Origin of the sequence: Psychrobacter sp. NPDC078929 (assembly GCF_050267985.1) — a bacterium.
In the GTDB taxonomy this organism is placed as follows: Bacteria; Pseudomonadota; Gammaproteobacteria; order Pseudomonadales; family Moraxellaceae; genus Psychrobacter.
Genome location: NZ_JBNNFX010000010.1, coordinates 56,687 through 76,429 on the forward strand (window position 1 = coordinate 56,687; position 19,743 = coordinate 76,429).

A 19,743-nucleotide genomic window follows, 5' to 3' on the forward strand; every position below is an offset into this window, starting at 1 on the left:
TGGTGATACCGCTTAATAACGATAAAAATATAGGGCAATTATAATGTTATTCCCACCGGAGGCTGTAAGCTTCGATAACCTGTCAGTTGCTGTACCTACTTTTATTCGTCATCCGACGCTTCGTCAATTAGCCGAGCGAGTACAGCACGAGACATTGAACGCGCTGACGAGTCCAGCGATGTACGAGAGTGGCAATACCTCACAAAGTACGCGTATTCTAGACAGCTTATATCAGACACCCATTGCTGATGCATCAATATTGGTCGCGATTACTCATGAGCGCAGGCCTAAACTACTACTAACACGCCGCGCTGCCCATATGAACAGTCATGCGGGTGAAGTGTCTTGTGTAGGTGGTAAACATGATCGAGGCGATGGCAATAATGTCGTTACCGCATTGCGTGAAGCCTGCGAAGAAACAGCACTACCACCCAATAAAGTCCAATTGCTTGGTCAGCTACCGATCCAAACTTCAAAAAGCGGTATGAGCGTACGTCCAATCGTGGCACTTATCGCTCCTGGCCTAGTACTCGTACCTGAAGCGGGAGAAATATCACGTATCTTTTGGGCAGATTTAGAGTCGTTAGTCACTCAACCAACGGTAGAATATGAGATTGAGTATAAGATGCAAGAGCAAATGGCTACCATACTGACGCCGAGCTGGCAGGTCGATGGTGAGACAGTATGGGGGCTAACAGGACGGGTAATTGCTAACCTATTAGAAACAGGGTTTGATCGACAGCTAGAATGGTATTACCGCGTAGAAAACAAACGCTGATAAATGTCATCTATTTATAATATAGTCGATGCAATTTAAAAGTAGTACAAGGCAACCGAGTGTAGATGTATATGTAATACTTCAAACGAGGTTAACGCAGTAATGCTTTTATAGTGGAATGACTATGGTCATCTACTTATAATAATCATCGTTCTTTTTAAGCCACCAGTTCATATTGTCTTGGCGCTTGGCACGGAATGCTTCTAGCTTATGAGCAACGGACGCGTTATGCTGCCGTGCAGTATCGAGCGCAAAAAGAATCGGTACTGAAGACAATACACCAAAGCGTATCTTCGATTTTGGTAAGTCCAGCCCATCGCCTATATCATCACCAACTAAGGTGCGAGTGACACTTGCGTTGACCATTTCAACAAAACGTCCACGCCGATTGTCTTCACCCATCAGCTGACGCGGTAAATCATGCAATGCTTTTGCCAATGGCTGACCCATCTTAAAATCTAGCTGCTGTATCGATAGATAGGTATAGAGCCATTCCCAACACGCGGCCTCATCTTTTGGTAAACGATCTAGATCAACACCCATCCAATAACTGGCAAGATTCCATAGATGCAGGATACCTTCAGCTTCTTCTGTGCTAATACGTGCGCCTAACAATCTTAGACCGCGCATAATTAGTAACGAGAACTGTAAGTGGGTGGCAATCATATCGGTTTGATTGATAGGGATGCCCCAATAGTCAGTATTCCAACTACCATCAGGGTTATGATGTTGCTCGGCGTTTGGTATCACGCCTGTAGCAGCATTGCCTTTACCTTTGAGTAGGTTCTGCCTTACCAAGGTATGTATCTGACGTACTTGGATCGATTGTCGCCAGCCCTCAGAGCCAATGGCCAGCACTTGCTCGACAGGTTTATTTTGATTGCCTGCGCTCATATTAGATGAAGGGTGTTCAGACACGGCCAAGATATAGGCATAAGTACGCATCAGTCGTGGTAGCGCATCGTGCATCAGTGCGCCCGTCTGAATGAGCGGTAGCGAGAGGGCAGGGATGCTATAGCCAGCCATCAAAGCAACATTACGCAGTAGCCAAATGAGCATGAGTGGATAGCGCCGATAGGCAACCGCACCTATCCGAGCAAGCTTTGGGTCGAACCAATCAGGATGGCTGCTAAATTGCTCAGTGAGCGCTTTAAATGATGGGTTGGTTGCAAGGTCCTTGTTTACAAGGCCATTGTTCGCAGGATTATGATTTGAATTATCGCCAAGAATAGTATGCTGTAAAGGCTTTGCAAATTTTATGCTTTGAGCAGCTAACGCGTCTGCGAGTGGATCGCCAATATCGTAACCTGCCACGATCTCATCAAGTAGAGCAGGCGATATTGTAAAGTCTTTTGGTAATAGATAACGTTTAATGCGTTTTAAAACCTGCAAATCGCTATGGTCATCGATAGCAGTGGTACGTCCATGACGCTGATAAGCGTTCGATGATGGAGCGTTCGATGACTGAAAGTCAGGTTTGTCAGTTGGAGTACTTGCCGTATTGATGATTTTCTTATCCATAATTATCAAGTACCATTTTCAGAGTGAGGACATGCCTTAGAACGTAAAACTTGCATTGCGATAGCTTCGCATCCCAGTCATTCGTAAAAACTACTGGATCGGTTCAATGAGTCTAATTGCTGCTGTGTTGTTCGGATACGGCGTTTGGTATCACGAATCTCATCAGATAGAGATAGCAGCCGTGCACGGGCTTCTTTTTCATTAGAAAAGTCTAGCATTTCACCATTTTCTAGCTTATCGAATTCTGATTGGTAAGTATCTAAGAGGTGATTGTCTTTGTCTAATTGACTGTCTAAGGCGTAATAATCTAGCCCTTTTTGATTAGCCGCTTGCAATGTGTTGGCCATAGCAATTGGACAAACATTGTTTAATTGACGACCACGTCTACCGATGTTATAGGCATTATTGATAGTGCAGTATTGTTGTAGACCAAGTTTACGACCGCGCTCCCATGCTTGGTAGTCGGGGGCGACACTGGCTTTGGCACAGGCTTTTGTATGAGATGCTAATCGGTCTGAATGATAACCTGCCACGCCATCGTTATAGCCGATAGCTTGCCAATCACCGATGAGACATTCTTGCTTGGAGAGTGTTGCACAGCCTGCTAGCAGATAGATACTACCGAACACAGATAAACCTAATGCCAGTTGACGTACAACGCGGTGTATAAGTCGGTACATGGTTAGCTCCGATAGCTGTGATAACTATCATAACGATAATAACTGTGAACACAAATAAATGATGCTAGCAATCAACTACATTATGCAGACTTGTCATTAATTGCTAAGTCACTTATAAATATCTCGATAACGTACATACAAATAAAATAGAGCAGCTTATAAGTGGCATCAACATTAAGTAGTACCACTATAAGCCACTCTATGTTTCATCAATGTGGGCGAGTCAAATCGACCGATGTACCGCTAGCATTATCTTTCAAGCTCATTTTTAGCATGATGTAACCTGCGATACCAGAGACGATTGAACCCATGATAATGCCCAAGCGCTCATCAAACATAGTGGTATCGCCAGCAAATGCCAAACCACCGATGAACAAACTCATGGTAAAACCAACACCGCACAATAGAGCTGCACCGTAGATTTGCTTATAGTCCATACCTTTTGGCATGGTTGAGATACCAAGTTTGAAGATTAACCAGCACATCATCATGACGCCTAACTGCTTACCAATAAACAAACCAGCGGCAATACCTAGCGGCACTGAGTGGAATAGCTCAGCAAAACCTGCGCCTTCGAGAGAGATACCCGAGTTGGCAAAAGCAAAGATTGGCAAAATACCAAAGGCGACGGTATTGTGTAGATCGTGCTCTAGCTCTTCAAGTGGAGAGTGCTCAGGATCAGTGCGGTCGAACATCGGGATAAACAGTGCTAATACCACACCTGCCAATGTTGCATGGATACCAGACTTGAGTACGGCAATCCACATGATCAGACCGATGAGTAGATATGGTGTGATATTGGTGACGTTACGGCGATTAAGAACATATAAGAACGGCAAACATAGACCAGCTACTGCCAATGACTCTAACGACAACTCACTGGTATAAAACAAAGCGATAATCAGAATCGCACCAATGTCATCGAAGATAGCAATAGAGACTAAGAAGACCTTTAGGGAGTTAGGTACACGATTACCTAAGAGACTCAAAATACCGAGTGCAAAGGCAATATCTGTAGCCGCAGGAATGGCCCAACCTTTCCAAAACTCAGGCTCATTGTAGTTAAAGAGCAGATAGACAATCGCCGGCATAATCATGCCGCCGAGTGCGGCCCCTGCTGGCAGTATTATCTGTTTGACATTGGACAGCTCGCCGATGAGTACTTCACGCTTAAGCTCTAATCCAACCAAGAAAAAGAAAACTGCCATCAGACCATCGTTGATCCAGTGATGAGCATCTTTGGCAATCGCGAACTCACCAATCTGAATGGAGACAGGTGCATGAATAAAACCTTCATACCATACGTTGAGAGGGGAGTTGGCAATGATCATTGCAGCAATGGCAGCCAATGCTAAAACGATACCGCCCGCTGCTTCAAATTCAAAAAATGCCTTAATCCTTCGTATTGCCATATCATCCCCGTTTGCTAAATATAATTCACTAAATCATTCAATAACTTCAAATGTCTATCTCGCTGTTTGTATAACGATAGCAGATAGACCCTAACAGTTTCTCATACTCTTATTAATATAAACAACAAAATACGTTGAGCGAAGACCATCCGCTCGCTTTTTTATATCAATAACAGCAATATTATAAAGGGGATATGAAGGTCAATACAGTTGTAAGTCGTTAAATCTTTTTAATCAGTCGCTATTTGGCTGAGCATATTCGGAACGTTATTAGACAAATTTAGCAGACTTTGTTACGTTTTTGGCTTTTTTTACGGTTTTATCTTTATAATGAGCAGCGCTGTGCGACGTGTCATTATTTCTTTTGCTAGCACTGGTAAGCTGTCAGCTTATCGATAATGATATTTTAGCCTTATCTCAGAACTCCTTTTCTCTTCTTATCATATTTTGCAGGTCAGTGTCATGGACTTAACTTTCTCGTTAGAGATTATTTTAATGCTTACTGCGGTGGCCGCGTTGGCAGGATTTATTGATGCTATTGCTGGCGGCGGCGGGTTATTGACTATCCCTGCCATGCTACTGGCCAACATCCCACCAGTATTGACGCTTGGCACCAATAAACTGCAAGCGGCATCAGGCGCACTAGCGGCGTCTATTACTATGATTAGAAAAGGGGTCGTCAAACCGCAACGTATCAAAGTAGCTATTATCGCCGCTTTTATTGGTTCCGTTATCGGCACTATCGCTGTACAGATGTCACCACCTGACTTGCTTGAAAAGGTGATTCCATTTTTGATCGCTGCTATCGGTATTTATACGTTATTTGCCCCTAGATTGGGTGAAGTAGAGGCTGCACCGCGTATCTCAGAGAGCAAATGGCAAAAAGTCGTGGCACCGTTGATTGGTTTTTATGATGGTTATATTGGTCCAGGTACTGGTATGTTTTTTGCGCTTGGCAATGTGGCATTACGTGGTCGTCAAATTATCGAAGCAACAGGTGCGGCTAAAGTATTGAATTTATCGACCAATATTGGCTCGTTAATTTTCTTTATTTTGGGTGGCAACGTACTGTGGAAAGTGGGGCTAGCGATGATGGTTGGACAAACCATCGGTGCCTATTTTGGCTCGCACATGGTGGTTAAAGGCGGTAGCAAATTGATTCGTCCAGTGATTGTACTGGTCTGTCTGGCGATGTTGACCAAGTATGTGTTTGGCTAGTTAGTTTTTGATTTGACTAGTTATTGATCATAAAAAAACCTCAGCCAACTTGACTGAGGTTTTTTATTTTATGCACTTCTATCTCGCAATCGTGGGTTAGCGGCGACGATCAACATCATCATATTCACTACCCATGATGCCATCACTAAAGACTTCAGAGAACTCACGCTCATTGTCTTCATCGATATGACCATCAAATACATCTTTTGCACCAGCGTTAGGATCGTTGTAAATAGCCAGATCCATTTTGCCTTCTGATTTTGCCACGATAGTAGTAACAGCAGCATCACCACCGACGTTTACAGCAGTACGTAGCATATCAAGGATACGATCCACACCCAAGATTAGACCAATACCTTCGATTGGTAGACCCACTTGAGCAAATACCATAGATAGCATGATTAGACCAACACCAGGCACACCAGCCGTACCAACAGACGCCAGTACTGACATCAAGATGACGGTTAAGTATTCGGTCACGCCCAAATCAATGCCGTAAATGTTGGCAATAAAGATGGTTGCAGTACCCTGCATGATAGCCGTACCATCCATATTGATGGTAGCACCAAAAGGAACAGTGAACGACGCAACTGAGTTGTTTACACCCATACGCTTGGTAACCGTACGCAAGGTAATAGGAATCGTCGCGTTTGAGCTTGAGGTACTAAAAGCAAAGATTTGTACTTCACGCATTTTTGCCAAGAACGTCTTGATAGACAGGCCTGAAGACACTTTTAGTACAATCATCATGGTGATAAAGAAGTGGAAGGCCAATGACCCGACCAATACCGCGACATAACCCAGTAGTGACCAAATCAAGTCTAAACCTAGCTCTGCCATTGCTTTGGTCAATAGCGCAAATACACCATATGGTGCAAGGTTCATGATGATCGTGACCATCTTTAAGATAACTTCGTTGATCAGCTCTAGGCTCTGCACTAAGCCTTTGGCAGGTTTACCTACCATCAAGATACTGACACCGATCAAAATAGCAAAGAAGATGATCGATAACATATCACCATTTGCCATCGCGCTGATGGGATTCGATGGGATAATGTTAGAGAATACATCAAGTAGAGGCGGCGCTGACGCAGCTTCAAACTCGGCTTCCGTTCCGATATTCATGCCTTTACCGATACCGAATAGCGAGCCAAGACCAATTGCAGTCGCAATAGCGAGTGCAGTGGTTATCATATAAATAATGAACGTTTTGGTACCAATACGTCCAAGTAGGCGAATATCACCAATACCGCATACACCGCAAATCAGTGAGATAAGCACCAAAGGTACGACCAACATTTTTAGCGAGTTGACAAATAGTTTACCAACAATGGCAAGGAAGCCATTGGTGATGTAAGTGTTAACAAAGCCACCTTCGCCGTTCAATCCTGAGTAGTTTAGAAATAGGCCCAGTCCAATACCGAGCACCATGGCAACAATGATCTTGCCCGTCAGTCCCAAATTCTTCCACATAATTCATATCCTTTGTGTGCATAACAGCTTTATAGTAAGTGTTCATTAGCCAACATGATTGTACTTATCAGCCTTACTACAAAGCTTGTTATGACTATTAAGTTCCCGTGATTGTCGCTCGATGTCACATTTTCGTGGACAATATAAAAGAATAGCTAAGGGCACTGCAAGATTTTTTTCTGATTTTATTCTAAATGTACATTCCTCGTTACAACTATGTGCCCATAATATAGTCAATATTTATTCTAAACGGTTTGTTTCCCATATGAAACAAAATATTCATGAAAGAGTTTTTAGGGTAAGCAAATATGTCAAACTATTGATATTGAACCATTGATTTCAAGTTATCGAAATGCAAAGAAAAGAATAAGACTCATATGATTAATTAAGCTCAGAATTTCCAATAGACCAAAAAAAGCCAGACTATCGTTTATAGATAGTCTGGCTAATAAAAAGTGAAAGTTTTACTATAAAATCTAATAATACTCAGTTTCTAATAGCAATATTAAAAACAGAATAGACCATTAAACCTTATCGTCTTCTTCACGTGATAAGGGTGATTGGCGTTCTAAAGACTTGATGTCACTATCACTTGCTTCCGTATTTATCTCGTCAGGTGGTGCAATATGACGATTATGATTATTGCCCATACGCTCGTTAAGATGTGACTCAGCATCACGATGGCGATGATCGAGTGCCTCTATCTCAGGCTCTGACTCTTCAAAATCTGTCTGCGAATTTACTTCTTTGACAGTATCTTGCTCACTCACCAACTCTACATCGCCATCACTTTCATAACCATGATTAGGGTTGGCATCACCAGTATGATTGTCTGTGTTTGCAGGACTGTCTAGATCATTAATAGTTGGTTCGTTAGTGGTGGCTAGCTCATCGACGACAGATGCATCGGTATCCACAGCGATACCGTTTTTACTCTGAGCTTGTCTTTTTAGCTGTGCGTAATCAGTCAGTTGGTGAACTGCATTTTCAAGCGCATGTGGATTGTCACGTTCTAGCGCTTCCGATAGATGCTCGTCAAACGTATCGGTCAATAATGAATCAAAACGCATGGCGTTATATTGAATCAGAACTTCTGCTTCTTCTTCGGTAATGCCGCCATTTTGACTGGCGTGTACCACATGATCTTCAAAGGTTAGACCTTCAAAGCTGTCTTGATGCTCTGCCTTTTTAAACTTCTGCCACAATGGTTCGATTTCGACCAACGTCTGATAAGCATGCTCCATACGACCAGTTACATCGTCTGCATCTGTGTTGTAATAAACCATGGTTTTTAGATAATCGCGGAATGGGTTGGCTGCAAAATCATCCATGAAAGTATCGCCCAACTGGCGTTTTAGCTCATCGCTTGCTGGGGTGAAGATACGTCCACTTGGGAAAGTCACAAAGCTAACCACATTGGCTGCCATACGATTCGGGAAGTTAGCGAAGAATGACACAAAGGCTTCTTGAATCGTGTACAAACTGTTTTGTAGCGCAACTTCAGCATGTAAGCGCTCAGACTCTGATTTACTACCATGCTCATAGAATTGCAAAATAGCAGTCGCAATAAATAAATGACTATGGATGTCTGCTAAGCGACCAGAGAGCATTTCTTTACGCTTTAAGTCTCCTGCTAGTAGTCCTAATGCCATATCAGCAGTTAGGGCAAAGCTCGCACTTAAGCGGTTAATATGTTTGTAATAAGGACGGGTAAAGGCGTCTGCGAAACTCGGGGCCTTATCGCTACCACCAATATAACCTGCGACAAAAGCTTTGGCGCCACGGTTAAACGTATAACCCAAATGCTTGAAGAAAAGGGTATCGAATTTTTCAGTAGCAGCCGCTTTATCTTCGCTTTGTAGTAACTGAAGCTCGTCGAATAAATAAGGATGACAACGCATCGCACCTTGACCAAAGATCATAAGTGAGCGGGTCAAAATGTTGGCACCTTCGACCGTGATAGAGACAGGAATCGCTTGATAGGGTGTCGCCAAAAAGTTACGCGGACCCATCTGTACAGCACGACCACCGACCACATCCATACCGTCGTTGACAACGCTACGCATGGTTTCAGTCGCATAGTATTTTGCCATGGCAGTCATAACAGATGGCGTACCACCTTGGTTTAATCCGCAAGTAACCAAATGACGGAATGCTTCTAACATATAAGTGTTACTTGCCATACGGCTAGTAGCGTCCTGTACACCTTCAAATTTACCTACTGATATCTTGAACTGTTCGCGAACTTTGGCGAATGCACCGACAGATAGGTAAGTCATTTCACTGGCTGATGTCGATAGAGCTGGTAGAGAAATACCTCGGCCAACGCCCAAGCATTCCATTAGCATACGCCAGCCACGACCAGCGTTCTCAACACCGCCGATGATGTAATCTAATGGAATAAAGACGTCTTTGCCATCGACCGTACCATTCATAAATGGTGAGCCGATTGGATTATGACGTGGCCCTGTTACAACACCTTCGTGATTAGCTGGAACGAGGGCACAGGTAATGCCGTAATCGGTCTTTTGAGGATTGCCAAGTAGACCTTCAGGATCGTGCATTTTAAATGCTAAACCAACAACAGTGGCGACAGGTGCTAGGGTAATCCAACGTTTAGAGAAGTTCATGCGTAAGCCAAGCACTTGCTTACCTTCGTGCATACCGTAGCAGACTACACCTGTATCAGGAATGGCACCTGCATCAGAGCCAGCTTCAGGGCCAGTCAAACCAAAGCAAGGTACTTCATCACCTTTGGCAAGACCTGGCAACCAGCGCTGCTTTTGCTCGTCCGTACCGTAATGCATCAATAGCTCACCAGGGCCGAGCGAGTTGGGAACCATACAGGTCACAGCAGCAGTCGGCGAGCGCGAAGCAATCTTGCTCATTACACGGCTTTGCGCATAAGAGCTAAATTCTAAGCCACCAAATTCTTTTGGAATGATTAAACCTAAGAAACCATTACTTTTGATAAATTGCCATGCCTCAGGTGATAGATTTTTATCTTTATGCTGGATTTGCCATTCATCAAGCATGGCACATAAGGTTTCTACTTCATTATCGATGAAACTTTGCTCTTCTTCCGAAAGCTGCGGATAAGGATAATTGGAAAAGGTATCCCAATTCGGCGCACCCATAAACAGCTCTTTTTCCCACCAACTAGTACCCGCATCAAGCGCTTCACGCTCTGTATCACTCATACTCGGCATCGCACCGCCTAGCGCTTTATAGACAGGCTTAGTGATTAACGATTGGCGAAGCGGTGCAACGAGTAAGACCAAACACAGTAGCGCCATTGGTATACCCAGAATGAGCGACCATGGGCTGATAATTGCGGTAACGATAACCGTAATCAGGGCGACGATGCTACCGGTGACCCGTGATAAGGACAACAAAAAGATGGCCAAGACCACGGCTAACTGAATGATGACTGCCAAAATAAACAAGCCAATTGCCATGACTATCTCCTTTAAAGCGCTGAATAAAAAATGCGAAAAGTACGTAAATGAAAGAGCTAACTATAATTATTTTTCGTCTTGCCATTTACTGTCTTACAAGTAAATCGAATGATTTGTTAATCCATAAATGCTCGGTTTTACGTCTCTTAAGTACTAGTATTAATGGTCTAGTAAGTAATTGACAAATAAATGGCAAGAATGGCTACTAATATGAAACAGTTGTCGATAACTATCAAGAGCCAAAATGCTACGCTCTGTCGATGATATGTATCAAACATCATTGTTTATAGGTTAATCATATGTCTAGTTGGAACACGTAGCTAGCCATTATCGAAAAATTGCAAAAAACTAGCTAAAAGGGGAAAGGCAGCTTTCGGCATAAGACAAAGTGTCGTTACGTCCGACGATAATGTGATCGACAAGCGAGATATCTAATAGGTCGCAGGCTTTTTTTAGCTCATAGGTCAATAAGTTATCTGCCGTTGATGGCTTGGCATCGGTATGAGGATGATTATGCGCGATGATAAGTTGGCTAGCAGCGTGGCTTAGTGCATGCCGCAGTACATGCTTGATACAGACAGAACATGATGAGATGCCACCCGTAAATAGTATCTCGAAGTTTAAAAGGTTTAGGGCATTATCCAGACAGAGTACCGCAAATACTTCACGGTGCTCACCGCGCAACTGGGTGCTGATATAGTCTTTGACTGCTTGTGAACGTCCTAGTGCTTGCCCAGTTTTGAGTTGGCTGTCCAGATAGCGCGTACCCATCTCAAGTGAAGCTAATATTTGGGCGTACTTTGCAGGTCCCATACCATGGCAGGCAAGAACCGTCTTTTGAGGGGCGGCTAATAGCTCGGCTAAGCTACCAAACTGATCAATCAAATGCCGCGCTAATTCAATCGCTGATTGAGACTGAGTACCCGTACGCAAAAATATGGCCAGTATCTCGGCGTCAGACAAATGAGCTGCACCAAATTTTAAAAGTTTTTCGCGTGGCCTGTCATCCTCATGCCAGTCTTTGATCGCCATGGTCACTCCTTGAAAATGGGTTGATACTTGTTATCTGAGATAGATACGGAAAATCTTACCCAATTTATCTCATAATTGTTACTATAAGCGCAATTTTATCTTTTCACTTTTTTGTTGATGCCACGCTTATGTCCAATATTGTGCTTGCTATTACTGGCGGTATCGCCGCTTATAAATCTGCTATATTTGCCCGCTTATTGATTAAAGCGGGTTTTGATGTGCGCGTTATCATGACGACAGGTGCACAAGCATTTATCACACCGCTGACTCTACAGGCGTTGACGGGTAACGAGGTGCACGTGTCGTTGCTCGATGAGCAGGCAGAGGCAGGCATGGGGCATATTGAGCTGGCCAAGTGGGCCGACTTAATCGTCATTGCACCTGCTTCAGCCAATACGCTTGCGCGTCTGGCCATGGGTATGGCTGATGATCTATTGACTACAGTGTGCCTTGCCACTACAGCGCCTGTCATTATTGCTCCTGCCATGAATCAGCAGATGTGGGCGCATCCAGCGGTCAATCTAAATGTGCAAACCTTGCGCGATATGAATTATCAGATTATCCAGCCAGCTAGCGGTGAGCAAGCGTGCGGTGATGTCGGAGCAGGGCGATTGCCTGAGCCTGAGCAGTTATTGGGTGAGGTTTTACTGTTCATAGCGATGAACACGACGCCGCAATTGCTGGCAGGAAAAAGAGTAGTCATTACTGCAGGTCCAACAGTAGAGGCGATCGACCCTGTGCGTTATTTGTCTAATCACTCTTCAGGAAAAATGGGCTTTGCATTGGCGCGCGCCTGTGTGGCTGCTGGTGCCGACGTTGTCTTAATTGCTGGTGGTAAGGTGGCATTGCCCACGCCGCTTAATGTCACACGGATCGATGTGCTGTCTGCCGAAGATATGCTGATAGCGGCGCAGCAATGTGTGGAAGGTACGCATAGCGAGCTTCAATTAGTCTTTGAAGAGGAGCATGACCATTCTCATGAGCATACGCACGATCACTCTCATAACCATTCTCACGAGCATCATCATGGCGACTGTGGTTGCGGTGATGATGTAAGCGACCATAACGACAATCATGACTTGCTACAGTCTTATGATGACAAACAATTTGTGAAAGCAGATATCTTTATTGCCACTGCAGCCGTGGCAGATTATCGTACGGAAGAAGCCGCACCGCAAAAAATTAAAAAGACACAAGATGCCATGACGCTCAGTCTGGTTAAAAACCCTGATATTCTGGCAACGATTTCTCTTGCGCATCCAGAGCTATTTGTCGTTGGTTTTGCAGCAGAAACGCAAGATGTTGAACGTTATGCCCGTGGTAAGTTGGTCGCAAAAGATTTGGATATGATTGCTTGCAATGATGTCTCACGTGCAGATATTGGTTTTGCTAGTGATGACAATGCGATGCAGGTGTTTTTCTCTGAGCGCTATGAGCGTGACGCGGTAACACTTGAGAAGACCAGTAAAGATAAAATTGCTGAGCAACTGGCTAGCATTATTGGTCAAGCAATCGGTCAACGTAAAGATAGTTAGAGCTACAGGCGCTAAATCTGATAGCTAGCATGTAGATAGTGTGTAGATAGTGTGTAGATACAGACGCTGAGCCTAAAATGGTGTGACCGATATGATGAATATAGCTGGTAACGATAGCACTCAGATGCTAGTGCTGACGATCATTTTTGCGCTTGCCTCACTGCTGCATGGCATTAGCGGACTTGGCGCAACGCTAGTAACGACTACTGCACTTGCTAGTATGTACCCATTGCAACACGCTATTGTGTTAGTGATTTTCCCCTCGCTAGTCGTTAATGTGATGACATGGCTAGTAGGCGGTGAACGCACCATTTGGCAAAACTTTATCTACTACGGCAGACGCTATTGGTTGCTTGCGCTTACCAGCCTGCTAGGTAGCATTTTAGGTGCGAAACTCTTGCTATGGGTCGATAGCGCTTATATCCTCTTATTGTTGGCCGCGGTCATTGCCTTCTACGTTGTGAGTAGCTTACTTGGCAAACAAATCCGTTTACCAAACACCAAGCCTATGTTGATTGCCGTCGGCTTTGGTGCAGGCGTCATTGGCGGCTCGACCAATGCAATGTCGACCATACTGATGATGTATCTACTGTCTGCCAGTGACGATAAAAACACCATCGCCAAAGTCGGTAACATGTGCTATTTCTTGGGAAAGATTGCTCAAATTATCGTGTTGCGTGAGCCTATCATGGCACTGAGCAGTGGTGAGTGGCAGCTGATTACTTTTTTAAGTGTGCTATCTATAGTGACTCTTTTGGTTGGAATCCGTTTGCGTCGCTATTTACCGCAAGCGCGTTTTCGTCAGCTTATTTTATTGATTTTAATCGTGCTTGGAATACGTGTCGGTTGGCAAGGCATTACGGCATTGTTATAGATAGAATATATGAGCCATCCCAACGCTGGACTCATCTTTACCTTTCAGCAATATTTTATTAGACCAATTCCTCAAAAAATATCTGCTGTGCCAAACGAAAGGTATTACAATGCGCTTCGACCACGTCTTCGATATCTTCTGAGTAGCCGCCACCCATCACGATAGCGACAGGGATATTGGCGGCTTTTGCTTGCTGCAGAACATATTCGTCACGCGCCTTGCACCCTGCTTGTGTCAAACCAAGTTTGCCCAACTTATCAGTAGCGAGCACGTCGACAGCAGACTGATAAAAAATCATATCTGGTGCAACCTCAGCGATTAAGCGTGGCAGCGTGTCTTCTAATATCTGTAAATACTCAGCATCACCGGTATCATTGTCTAGCTCAATATCTAAGTCTGATACTTGCTTACGAAACGGGTAGTTCTTTGCACCATGCATGCTAAAAACAAAAACGCGTGGTTCATCTGCCATGATACTGGCGTTGCCATTGCCTTGATGAACATCCAAATCGATAACTAAAATCTTCTGTGCCTGTCCACGATTTAATAGTAAGTTGCTAGCGATACAAACATCATTAAATACGCAAAAGCCTTCTCCATGACCAGCAAAGGAGTGATGAGTACCGCCTGCAACATTCATCGCCACGCCATATTGCTGAGCATATAGCGCGCATTCATACGTTGCATGAGCAATATAACGACCACGCTCTACCAACTGCGGTGTCATCTCAAATCCGATAGCACGAGCAGCCTTGCGCGGCAGTGTTTGGGTTTTAAGCTGATACCAGTACTCTGCGGTATGCGTGGTCAAAATCTCATCTTCGCTCAAGCGAGCAGGGGCAAAGAAGTTATCTTGGCTGATAGTGCCTTCTGCCAGTAGACGCTCAGGGATCATAATGTACTTTTGCATGGGGAAGCGATGTTTTTCTGGCACGGAGTAGCGAAAGACGTCAGAGTAGGCAATTTTTAGCATAAGATTTCTAGCTTAGTATTGATGGTTTTTTGGATAGAAAAATAAAGGGATAAGTATCAGCTATCGCGGATTATGGCTTGATTGAAAAACCGGTTCATCGAATGAACTTAATTATCAAACAAACTGAGCTATTGAACAAACTGAGTCGGCAAAAAGAATGTCCGCGCGTCTGACTGTTGACGTAGCTCGACAAGTAGCGTTTGCATGTTTTCGGCAGGGTCTTGATTATTAACCAAGTTGCCAAATAGCTCATTGGCGACCGTGGTCATCGCAACCACGCTTTGGAGTAAATGCTCAATGATCTCATTATCTATACCAACCGCTTCGACATCGATAGCATTTTTGTAGCGTATCTCACCATCGTTGACATCCATCTCTAGATTACCGACTAGCATGTCATAGTTGATTTGGGTAATAAGTAGCATCGCGGCACTTTGATGAGTTTCTGGTATCAAAAATGGCAGGATGCCATAAATGGCTAATAGTTTGTTTTTTTCTTGCACCCGAAACAGATAACCACAGTTTATTTGCTTATGACGCATTCTCAAGGATAAATGATGTGACTTCTGGCTGTCGTTGGTTTTGGGTCTATAATGCGTGTAGTGCCACTGTTTGTCATTGAAGTATTGCTTTAAGCAGTCGACGATAGGCGTGTCACTTTGGTTTTGAGGTTCTGCATTTGCGCTATCGGTTTTTAAGTTATCGGTTTTGAGTTGATGTGTATCTGCTTGTGCTTGAGCGTTATCCTGTCCGCTTCCTTGATTTGCCTCTAATTCATGAGAGGTATCAGAGACAGTACTGTTAGTAGCTTGAGAACTGATATTAGAAATATCAGCCGATATATTTTTTGTATTATTAATCTCGCTGTCAGCAAGTGATGCACGCCCTTGCTCGCTTGCGCCATCGATGACTGACTGCGGTGCGGAAGCAGTCAGTAACCGTCTGATCTTTTGCCACAAGCTAAGTTTATTGCGTTGACTCATAATAGTATGCTGACAAGTAAGGGTTATAAATTAATCGTGAGTGAATGCCAAACCTTCTTTGATAGCAGGCTGTGCATAGAACGCTGTTAGCATTTCACGAATATGAGCCGTCAACCAAGGCGTCTCAAGAGCATCGTACACGATAGGCAGTAGAGCTGTACTGCACTGTTTCATGGCCGCCTCGTCAATGTGCAAACTCGCCGCAATGGTCGCCAACGTGTCAGACTGATGATTGGCATACCAAGTGTCAATGCTTGCCGAGACTAAGCTGTGCAGATACGGTGACAGTCGCAGGCGGTTATAGCTTTGTTGGATACTGGCTTCGATATGGTCGATGCTACTATTACCAGGCTCATCGCTTAAGTAGGTTTGTATCTCACTAATCGGTTGGTCTTTGATGCGATCCCAGCCCATAACCATCAGACGCGCCACTTCTTCGTTCGATAAGTGTTCCTGTGCATTGGCTTCGGCTTTGCGCGTCAAATCTTTGATATTGCGATGCAAGTAGGTTTGCAGTTTTTCATCGAGGTTTCTGTTGGTCGCCTTTTCGAAAGAGCTACGCCCAAGCTTCATCAATTTACCAACGCCACCTGCTTTATCGAGGGTGCTTTCCATAAAGTCATTGATAGCGTGATAAAGTGTTTGGGTCAATAAATTTGCAAAGGTTTCGTTACCGACCAACGTATGAATCAATATGTTACGCTGCTGCTCATGGCTACCGATATAGTTGGCCAGAGTTTCGACTTGGGCATCATCGACCAGCTCAGACAAAGGCACGTTGTCATTAACTGGGTGATAAATAATAGTATGCAAAATATCACGGATGTCGGTACGCATGACTTCGGTCATCGGCTGATTTAATAGCCAGTCTTTCATCAGCTGCTGTAAATGGTCACAGGTGATGTATTTGCTTAAAGGTTGCGCACCAAACCATTGCCAAGCTTCCATCGCTAGTGGCTCAGCTTGATTGTGCAACCACCGTTGCATAAAGTTGACTTGAGCATCGATCAAGCTATCTACTGTCAAACGGCTGGCTGATGGCTCTTTTGACAAGTTAGTGTCTGCGTTGTCATTTTTAGTCTCTGCAGCAGTATTATGTTTTTGGCTATCTTGTGAAGTCGGCATAGGTTTTGAAGTCATATTTTAAAGTCGTATTTTTTTGAGGTCGTACTTTTTGAAGTCAGAGTAATCGACAATTTGTTATACTGTGTGTTTGTAGCGAGCATACGGTATTATGCCACGAACATTGCCTTTGTTTGTGATGAATATTGACTGCTGCTTGATAAATAACCAGAGGTTTTGATGACGGTTTTGGGTACGCCTTTACTTGCACTTGATGAGCTGACGGTTCAGCGCGGTGAGATACCGCTGTGCGAAGGAGTTGCGTTGCAGCTATCTACGGGTAGTATTTGCCATCTAATCGGGGCAAATGGGACGGGAAAGACCACGTTACTCATGCAGTTGGCTGGGTTGTTACCTGTTTTGTCAGGTGAAGTTACTTATCAAGGACAATCGTGCCTGCCCATCCAGCCTTTATATGTCTCGCACCAGTTGGGCATCCATCCAAATCTGACAGTGGCACAAAACCTGACGTTTCTACTGAACTTATATGGCATCACGCCAAGTATTACCGATATTGATGATGCACTCACATGGGTTGGGCTACAAGGGTTTGAAACGATCAGCTCCAGTCATCTGTCCGCTGGGCAAACGCGGCGTATCACGCTGGCCAGATTGTACTTGTTAACTCCTGACGTGACACCGCTCTGGTTACTTGATGAGCCTTTCACGGCGCTGGATGTTGATATGGTGGCACGTATGGAAGCGCGGTTATGCGAGTTTGCACAGGCTGGCGGGTCGATACTAATGACCAGCCATCAAGCAGTCGGTGTCGCCAATCAAGTGCTCGATTTGTCAGATTACATGGTATAAGTTTGATTGATATCAGTACCATTAATATATGTGCAAGGTCAAATAATGACAGACAGTCCAATACAAGTAGGATCAGTAGCAGCCATGAATAAAAGTACAAATGCTATTGTCGTAGCACCTCGCAGTATTGGCTTCCTGCAGCTGTGGCGCCGCGAATGGCAAGTCAAGCAGCAAGGAGCGGTGCAATGGTTGTATCCGTTGGTGCTGTTCTTAGTGATTATTACTTTGTTTCCGTTGGCAGTGGGTAGTGAGTCTGCGCTATTGCAGCGTCTGGGCGTATCAGCAGTGTGGATTGCTGCGTTGCTGTCACTGGTAATGGGCGTTGATGGATTATTCAAGCCTGCGCTTGATAATGGTACGCTTGCACAATTGGTCGTGGCCAAAGCGTCACTACCGTTATGGGTGCTGATTAGACTGGTCATTCACTGGATTTTTAGCAGTGGTATTGTGGCGGCGCTTAGTTTGCTTGCCGTGCCGTTATTTCAGCTTAGTTGGTTTGAAGCGTGGATATTGATGGCGTCCATCGTGACAGGTAGTCCAATGCTCCTAATGCTATCCGCGATTGCCAGTAGTTTGACGCTATCGTTAAAGAATGGGGCAGTATTGGTGCCTTTGATTGCTTTACCGATGCAGTTGCCAGTATTGATTTTTGCTACAGGTGCGGTTGATTTATTCGCTTCTGGGCTGAACGGTTTGCCTATTTTGGCCTTGTTGCTAGCAGGAAGTATTGTTTCTGTCTTGGTTATGCCTTGGGTGATTGCTACAACTTTAAAAATGTCATGGCTCAATTAAACGATTTGATTGTTGCAATCCTAAAGTCCAGTTGTCGAAATTTGATTAGCTAAACCCAGTTATCTAAACCTAGCCATCTAAATCCAGTCATCGAAATTTAGTTATCTGCATCACATGTATTAACATCGTGGTGAAAACTGGCAATTTTGCTATAATAGTCAACTGAATACGTAAACAGCTCTCTGTAGATTCTATCCAGTGTTTAACGCCAGCAGGTGAGTTGATAGTGGTGCTTTTATAGACCACATCATTTATCGCCAGTAAGCTGTGTAATAGGTTTCTTCCCATGCCCAACCTGAATAACGTCTCATCCCCTAGCTTGTGGCAGCGCATTTGGCAGGGTTTCTTGACCACTGTGGGTACCAAGCAGTTTTTTCGTATCTTTAGCCCTTGGGTCAAGTGGTTAGCGATATTAGCCGGTCTCTGTTTGCTCATTGGTAGCGTATGGGGCCTTGCTTTTGCGCCGCCTGATTATCTTCAGGGTAATAGCTATCGCATTATATTTATCCATGTTCCAGCGGCCAGTCTTGCCATTTCTATCTATTTTTCTCTCGCAGTCTTGGGGGTGATCTATTTGGTATGGAAGATTAAGACGGCCAGTTTGGTAGCGCAGGCACTTGCCCCAATGGGCTTTTTGCTATGTGTCATTAGTTTGCTTACAGGCTCTATCTGGGCAAAGCCAACATGGGGTACTTACTGGGTATGGGACGCACGCCTTACGTCAATGTTGATATTAGCGTTTTTGTACGCGGGCGTGATGGCACTGTTTGCTGCTTTTGAGCATACGGCCAATCGTGGTAAAGCGGCCGCTATTTTATCTATCGTGGGCGCAGTGAACCTGCCTATTATCAAGTACTCAGTAGAGTGGTGGAATACCTTGCATCAAGGCGCGACCTTTAGCTTGACCGCCGCACCAAAGATGTCGGCAGATATGTGGATGCCCTTATTACTGATGATTATCGGCAGCTATTTACTGGTTGCGACATTAGCGATTTATCGTACCAACACGTTGATTTTATACCGCGATCAAGGCAAAGCGTGGGTCAAAGAATACATTCGTGGTCAATACAAATAACGGCTAG

The 19,743-nt window shown here is 44.3% G+C and carries 16 protein-coding genes and 1 pseudogene; 8 read left to right on the forward strand and 9 right to left on the reverse strand.

The features are described 5' to 3' along the window. The first annotated feature begins 43 nt into the window (after positions 1–43). On the forward strand, positions 44–778 hold the full coding sequence (locus tag ACQKCG_RS07415) for an NUDIX hydrolase (RefSeq protein WP_101206042.1): 735 nt from the start codon (positions 44–46) through the stop codon (positions 776–778). Positions 779–910: 132 nt separating this feature from the next. On the opposite strand, the gene ACQKCG_RS07420 is transcribed toward ACQKCG_RS07415, so the two are convergent. The 3 genes from ACQKCG_RS07420 to nhaA form a co-directional block, all read right to left on the reverse strand. Beyond that, on the reverse strand, positions 911–2,299 hold the full coding sequence (locus ACQKCG_RS07420) for an oxygenase MpaB family protein (RefSeq protein WP_101206041.1): 1,389 nt from the start codon (positions 2,297–2,299) through the stop codon (positions 911–913). Positions 2,300–2,376: 77 nt separating this feature from the next. After that, positions 2,377–2,979, reverse strand: a complete 603-nt coding sequence (locus ACQKCG_RS07425; RefSeq protein WP_101206040.1) for a DUF2799 domain-containing protein — start codon at positions 2,977–2,979, stop codon at positions 2,377–2,379. Between the two features lie 209 nt (positions 2,980–3,188). Next, positions 3,189–4,391 (reverse strand): Na+/H+ antiporter NhaA, encoded by a 1,203-nt coding sequence (nhaA, locus tag ACQKCG_RS07430; RefSeq protein ID WP_101206039.1) that lies wholly within the window; start codon positions 4,389–4,391, stop codon positions 3,189–3,191. Positions 4,392–4,853: 462 nt separating this feature from the next. On the opposite strand from nhaA, the gene ACQKCG_RS07435 reads away from it, so the two are divergent. Then, on the forward strand, positions 4,854–5,609 hold the full coding sequence (locus ACQKCG_RS07435) for a TSUP family transporter (RefSeq protein WP_101206038.1): 756 nt from the start codon (positions 4,854–4,856) through the stop codon (positions 5,607–5,609). 96 nt (positions 5,610–5,705) lie between these two features. On the opposite strand, the gene ACQKCG_RS07440 is transcribed toward ACQKCG_RS07435, so the two are convergent. The 3 genes from ACQKCG_RS07440 to radC all read right to left on the reverse strand — a co-directional run bounded on the left by ACQKCG_RS07440 (position 5,706) and on the right by radC (position 11,572). Continuing rightward, positions 5,706–7,082, reverse strand: a complete 1,377-nt coding sequence (locus ACQKCG_RS07440) for a dicarboxylate/amino acid:cation symporter (protein ID WP_101206037.1) — start codon at positions 7,080–7,082, stop codon at positions 5,706–5,708. A 524-nt stretch (positions 7,083–7,606) separates the two neighbouring features. Then, positions 7,607–10,540 (reverse strand): acyl-CoA dehydrogenase, encoded by a 2,934-nt coding sequence (locus ACQKCG_RS07445; RefSeq protein WP_101206036.1) that lies wholly within the window; start codon positions 10,538–10,540, stop codon positions 7,607–7,609. 348 nt (positions 10,541–10,888) lie between these two features. After that, positions 10,889–11,572, reverse strand: coding sequence for a RadC family protein (gene radC / locus ACQKCG_RS07450; RefSeq protein WP_101206035.1), 684 nt, complete (start codon positions 11,570–11,572; stop codon positions 10,889–10,891). Positions 11,573–11,700: 128 nt separating this feature from the next. Between radC and coaBC the strand changes: the two are divergent. The 3 genes and pseudogenes from coaBC to ACQKCG_RS07465 form a co-directional block, all read left to right on the forward strand. Beyond that, a pseudogene (coaBC, locus tag ACQKCG_RS07455) lies at positions 11,701–12,498 on the forward strand (bifunctional phosphopantothenoylcysteine decarboxylase/phosphopantothenate--cysteine ligase CoaBC); the annotation flags it as partial. Next, positions 12,493–13,107 (forward strand): phosphopantothenoylcysteine decarboxylase, encoded by a 615-nt coding sequence (locus ACQKCG_RS07460; RefSeq protein WP_424505569.1) that lies wholly within the window; start codon positions 12,493–12,495, stop codon positions 13,105–13,107. The pseudogene coaBC and the gene ACQKCG_RS07460, both read left to right, overlap by 6 nt. A gap of 91 nt (positions 13,108–13,198) precedes the next feature. Further along, positions 13,199–13,981, forward strand: coding sequence for a sulfite exporter TauE/SafE family protein (locus tag ACQKCG_RS07465; RefSeq protein ID WP_101206033.1), 783 nt, complete (start codon positions 13,199–13,201; stop codon positions 13,979–13,981). Positions 13,982–14,039: 58 nt separating this feature from the next. On the opposite strand, the gene ACQKCG_RS07470 is transcribed toward ACQKCG_RS07465, so the two are convergent. From ACQKCG_RS07470 to ACQKCG_RS07480, 3 genes are all read right to left on the reverse strand, one after another. Continuing rightward, the gene (locus tag ACQKCG_RS07470; RefSeq protein ID WP_101206032.1) at positions 14,040–14,954 is read right to left on the reverse strand and encodes a histone deacetylase family protein; all 915 of its coding nucleotides are present in this window, start codon (positions 14,952–14,954) and stop codon (positions 14,040–14,042) included. A 128-nt stretch (positions 14,955–15,082) separates the two neighbouring features. Beyond that, a complete protein-coding gene (locus ACQKCG_RS07475; RefSeq protein ID WP_101206031.1) occupies positions 15,083–15,937 on the reverse strand; it encodes a YbjN domain-containing protein in 855 nt (284 codons plus the stop codon). 30 nt (positions 15,938–15,967) lie between these two features. After that, complete coding sequence (locus ACQKCG_RS07480) at positions 15,968–17,077, reverse strand: hypothetical protein (protein WP_227522966.1); 1,110 nt, start codon at positions 17,075–17,077, stop codon at positions 15,968–15,970. A gap of 162 nt (positions 17,078–17,239) precedes the next feature. On the opposite strand from ACQKCG_RS07480, the gene ccmA reads away from it, so the two are divergent. The 3 genes from ccmA (at position 17,240) to ccmC (ending at position 19,736) form a co-directional block, all read left to right on the forward strand. After that, entirely contained in the window at positions 17,240–17,869 is a 630-nt protein-coding gene (gene ccmA, locus ACQKCG_RS07485; RefSeq protein ID WP_101206030.1) for a heme ABC exporter ATP-binding protein CcmA, read from the forward strand. Between the two features lie 84 nt (positions 17,870–17,953). Then, entirely contained in the window at positions 17,954–18,661 is a 708-nt protein-coding gene (locus ACQKCG_RS07490) for a heme exporter protein CcmB (RefSeq protein WP_101206082.1), read from the forward strand. 286 nt (positions 18,662–18,947) lie between these two features. Then, the gene (ccmC, locus tag ACQKCG_RS07495) at positions 18,948–19,736 is read left to right on the forward strand and encodes a heme ABC transporter permease CcmC (RefSeq protein ID WP_101206029.1); all 789 of its coding nucleotides are present in this window, start codon (positions 18,948–18,950) and stop codon (positions 19,734–19,736) included. Positions 19,737–19,743 lie beyond the last annotated feature (7 nt).